This window comes from Corynebacterium sp. AOP12-C2-36 (assembly GCF_052379185.1).
GTDB lineage: Bacteria > Actinomycetota > Actinomycetes > Mycobacteriales > Mycobacteriaceae > Corynebacterium.
Window position 1 is genome coordinate 1 of the sequence record NZ_JBQSYJ010000047.1, and the last position, 4125, is coordinate 4125.

A 4125-nucleotide genomic window follows, 5' to 3' on the forward strand; every position below is an offset into this window, starting at 1 on the left:
GCCTTCTGCAACGCAGTGGCACGCTGTTCCGGGGTGAGGTTGGGAAGACTGGAGGCCATGAAGTGATCGCATCACTTTCTTGTTGAACGACGGGTCGACACTACCCACACGGGTGGCATCTGCTGTGAACAGCAACTTACCAGCACCAGGGCGGCGGAAAGCCCGGAACTTCGTCATCCATATGCACTCTCAGTGCCGCCGGTGGGTCTCTTACAGCGTCCAGCGTCAAGAACGTACCGTAGATGTCCACTGCACAGCGCGCCGTCGCATCACCGGGGCGCTCTACAGGTCGTCAGTACAGGCGCTCACGCAGTGCGGCGCCGGCAACGTCCTGCTGCGCGGCGATTTGAGTGAGGCTCGAGGCAACGGTCGCCGATGCCGCCTGGAAAGTACGTCGACCTTTCCTCGTGAGGTTGATCTGGAATGCACGTTTGTCCCCGGCAACCTTCGCTCGATCGACAAGTCCACGGTCCTCCATCTGCGTGACAAGGCGGGATAGACGCGGCTGCGAACGGCCGACTGACGTGCACACTGTCGACATCGGGGTCCATCCGCGTTGCTCCGAGAGGCACTCCATCACTTCATAGGCGGTCAGGCAGAGCGCGTGCTTCTCATTGAGTGACGTTTCGATACGCTGCTGCGCGGCCTCGATGGGGCGAACTACGGACAGCCATGCTGCGAGTGCATCGGGTGCATCCGCCCCTAGGGCCATCTCCTCGGTACCATTGTCGCCATCTACCACCACGCTGCTGGACATGTCAGCCATGCGATCACCGTTCCAAGTCTTGAAGAATATTTCAACGCATGTAGTCAATCATCCGTAGGTGTATGCCATGTAATATACTTCGAAAGAGGAGGAAGGCTCTCGTGACCGAGACCTCAAGCCACCGTCAGACCGTCCACTCACCCCCTGAAACCAAGCAAGTCAGTTGGGCTGCCCTCGCGATCGCCGGCATCGCTCAGATGCTCGTGATGCTCGACTCCACGGTGGTCAACGTCGCCCTGCCCTCGATCGGTGATGATCTCAACGCTTCCTCGATCGCGTTACAGTGGACCATCAGTGGTTATGTCCTCACCTATGGTTCCCTGCTGTTGTTCGGAGGGCGTCTCGCGGACTCGATCGGGAGACGGCGTGCCTTTGTCCTGGGCCTGGTCGTCTTCGGCATCTCCTCGGCTGCCTGTGGCCTGGCCACCAGCGGATCGATTCTGGTCGCCGGCAGACTTGTACAGGGTGTGGGTGCCGCACTGCTGTCAGCTGCGGCTCTGTCGATCATTGTCGCCACCTATGGCGCGGTGCAGTCCCAACTCAACATCGCTCTGACCGCCTGGAGCGGCCTGGGCGTGATCGGCGCGACCATCGGGGTGATCCTGGGTGGGGTAATCGTTCAGGCCCTGTCCTGGCAGTGGGCTTTTCTGATTAACCTACCCATCGTTGCTGTTGTAGCCATCGCCGCGTTCGTCAAACTCGATGCCATGCGAAGTCTGGAGCGCCAGACCCTCAAGATTCCTACCGCCATCGTCGCCACCGCGGGTATCTCTCTGGTCTGCTACGGACTGAGCCGATTCGAGGAAGGCCTCGGTGCCGCACTGCCCTGGGCACTCCTGCTCGCCGGCATCGTTGTGCTGGTCGGCCTCTTCCGCTTCGAAGGCAAGGCCAGTGATCCGCTGCTTCCCGTATCCCTCCTGCGTACCCCCACCTATGCCTGGGCAGGTTTTGGTCTCGTGCTGGCAGCCACGCTGATGCTGGGAGCGCTGTACCTGTCGAGCAACTACCTGCAGCAAGCACACGGCATGTCTCCGCTGGCCACAGGTCTCGCCCTACTGCCCCTATGCGGCGGGTCGTTGATCTCGGCATTCACCATCCCCGGCGTCGCTGAGAAGATCGGCATGGCCAAAATCTATCTCGGTGGTGTCATCGCCCAGCTCATCGCCCTGGCAGTCATCATCGCCACCACCGCTAATGACACAGGAAACGCCGTGGTGGTCATCTGCGCACTGGCAGTGTTCGGGCTGGGGTTGCCCACGATGTTCGTGCCGCTGTACACCTTCGGGTCCGCACCGATACCCGCCGAGAAATCCGGTGTCGGCTCTGGGCTGCTCAACACGTTCAACGAAGCAGGTGCCGGGGTGGGTCTGGCAATCGTCGCCCCGGTGTCTGCTGCTGTGATGGCCTCCAGCCTCGCATCGGGCGAGACGGCACAGCTGGCCTCAGCTGCAGGAACGCATATGGGCTTCTGGGCTCTCGGCGGTGTCGCCGCGCTCGCGCTCGTGACCGCCATCGTGCTCACACGAATAGCACCGCGCCCCTCATAGCTCGTCTTTGAACAGCCTAGCATGCACGATCGCGAAAGCCCCGCCACCTGTTAGGTGGCGGGGCTTTGGCTAGTTTGACAGGGGATATCCTGCCAGAGTGTCGGCATCAAAGTCATTGTCGACTGACCACTTGCGAACCGGGTCCAACGATCCAATCAACGATCGCCCCAGGGCACTGATCTCATACATCACCCCAGGTGGACGGCCATCGAGGACCTTTCTTTCGATCAGCCCCGCCTCCTCCAGCGACTTCAGTGTCACGGTCATGGTTTTGACGTTCCCGCATCCGATGGCGCGCTGCAGCTGGGCGTAGCGCAGTGGTCGAGTTCTCAGGGTGAGCAGAACTGCTACCGCCCACTTTTTCGAGATCAGTGTCAGCAGGTCATGCAGGCCTCTCCACTCGTCTCCCGAACTCCATTCACGATTCTTCACGGTGTTCTCGTCTCTGCTGGCCACATCTCTCCCTAGCTTATGGAACGGCGACAGCCAGTAACTGTCGTCCAGAACAGTACGGAGAGTCCCTGACACAAGAAGTGTTGATGTGACCTCCGCGACACTATAAACATAACGAGGCATAGACATTTCGGAAACACATTAGGCGAACCTAAACATGTCAGACATTACCGCTGCGGCAGCCTCCCGACTGGAGGGCCTTCGAGGCGATGGCCCCGCCGCCACGGCCATCAACGCACTCGGGACCGACATCATCATCCGCATCGACCACGGCGACCACACCGCCCACATCCCGGCCTCGGGGCCTTCCGAACCCGAGCAGAACACGGCCGAGCCCACAGTCACCCTCGAGATCTCCAGCGAAGACGTCCTTGCACTTGCCGATGGCGATCTCGATGTCGTTCAGGCTGTGACGCAACGTCGGCTTCACGCCGACGGCCCCATCTTCGCAGCGTTGGGCGTTGCTCACGCCATCACCACACTCTGACCCCTGGCACTCCCACAACACAGAACAGGAACTCTGCGCTCACAATGACTATCTCAGTACTCCCCACCAACAATGATCTCACTGATATCACTGGCCACGCTGACCTCACTGACCTTGCCGGTCTCTCCCCGAGTCACCGCAAAGCCGTCAGTGAGCTGCGCGCCTTCGCTCGTGACGTCGTAGCACCCACCGCCGCCCGCCGGGACCGCGCTCCTCTGGGAACAGTCGAGTGGGACCTCATGAAGCAGGACCACGACCTCGGCGGGTTCCGTATGGGCCTTCCTGAAGCCATCGGCGGTCTCGGACTCACCACCGAGGCCCTTGGCTACGTACTGGAGGCCTTCGCCGCGGCAGATCCAGGATTCGCACTGAACCTGGGCGCCACCGACCTCTTCCAGGCCCCTTTAATGCTCGCAGGGAACGAGCAGCTCAATGCCGAATTCCTGACACCATTCCTGGACGATACTCTGCTGCCTGCGTGCAACGCGGTCGCTGAAGAACTCAATGGAACAGATCTCGTGTTGGCTAAGGACGCTGAGCACGCTCAAGACATGACAACTGCTGTCCGTAGCCGGGATGTTTACCGCCTGACCGACAAGAAGAAGTACATCACCAACGCTCCTGTTGCTCGCTACGCCACAGTGATGGCCAACCTCGACGGAGCGCCCGGATCAACCGGTCTCACCTGCTTCGTTGTCGACCTTGAGTGAGAAGGTGTTGGACGAGGAATCACCCACGACAAGCTTGGCTATCGTACCGCGCCTGCCGGTGAGTTGATCTTCAACGTTGTGGCGGTGCCCGCAGACAATGTGATCGGTGGTGAAGGCGGCGGCTGGGATCTGAACACAACACAGGGCAGTATCTGTCGTGTC

The 4125-nt window shown here is 60.5% G+C and carries 6 protein-coding genes; 3 read left to right on the forward strand and 3 right to left on the reverse strand.

Annotated elements, in window-relative coordinates; translation table 11 throughout:
• Positions 1–292: 292 nt before the first annotated feature.
• Entirely contained in the window at positions 293–766 is a 474-nt protein-coding gene (locus tag ACT3UN_RS16290; protein WP_444657629.1) for a MarR family winged helix-turn-helix transcriptional regulator, read from the reverse strand.
• 101 nt (positions 767–867) lie between these two features.
• Here ACT3UN_RS16290 and ACT3UN_RS16295 point away from each other — a divergent pair, with 101 nt between their 5' ends.
• Positions 868–2313 (forward strand): MFS transporter, encoded by a 1446-nt coding sequence (locus ACT3UN_RS16295; RefSeq protein ID WP_444657630.1) that lies wholly within the window; start codon positions 868–870, stop codon positions 2311–2313.
• A gap of 69 nt (positions 2314–2382) precedes the next feature.
• Here ACT3UN_RS16295 and ACT3UN_RS16300 read toward each other — a convergent pair whose 3' ends face one another.
• A complete protein-coding gene (locus ACT3UN_RS16300; RefSeq protein ID WP_444657631.1) occupies positions 2383–2769 on the reverse strand; it encodes a winged helix-turn-helix transcriptional regulator in 387 nt (128 codons plus the stop codon).
• Positions 2770–2923: 154 nt separating this feature from the next.
• On the opposite strand from ACT3UN_RS16300, the gene ACT3UN_RS16305 reads away from it, so the two are divergent.
• Together ACT3UN_RS16305 and ACT3UN_RS16310 are read left to right on the forward strand one after the other, a co-directional pair.
• Complete coding sequence (locus ACT3UN_RS16305; protein ID WP_444657632.1) at positions 2924–3253, forward strand: SCP2 sterol-binding domain-containing protein; 330 nt, start codon at positions 2924–2926, stop codon at positions 3251–3253.
• Positions 3254–3297: 44 nt separating this feature from the next.
• On the forward strand, positions 3298–3963 hold the full coding sequence (locus tag ACT3UN_RS16310; RefSeq protein ID WP_444657633.1) for an acyl-CoA dehydrogenase family protein: 666 nt from the start codon (positions 3298–3300) through the stop codon (positions 3961–3963).
• Here ACT3UN_RS16310 and ACT3UN_RS16315 read toward each other — a convergent pair.
• Positions 3925–4125, reverse strand: a 201-nt coding sequence (locus ACT3UN_RS16315; RefSeq protein WP_444657634.1) for a hypothetical protein, incomplete at its 5' end; no start/stop codon positions are given. The genes ACT3UN_RS16310 and ACT3UN_RS16315 overlap by 39 nt on opposite strands.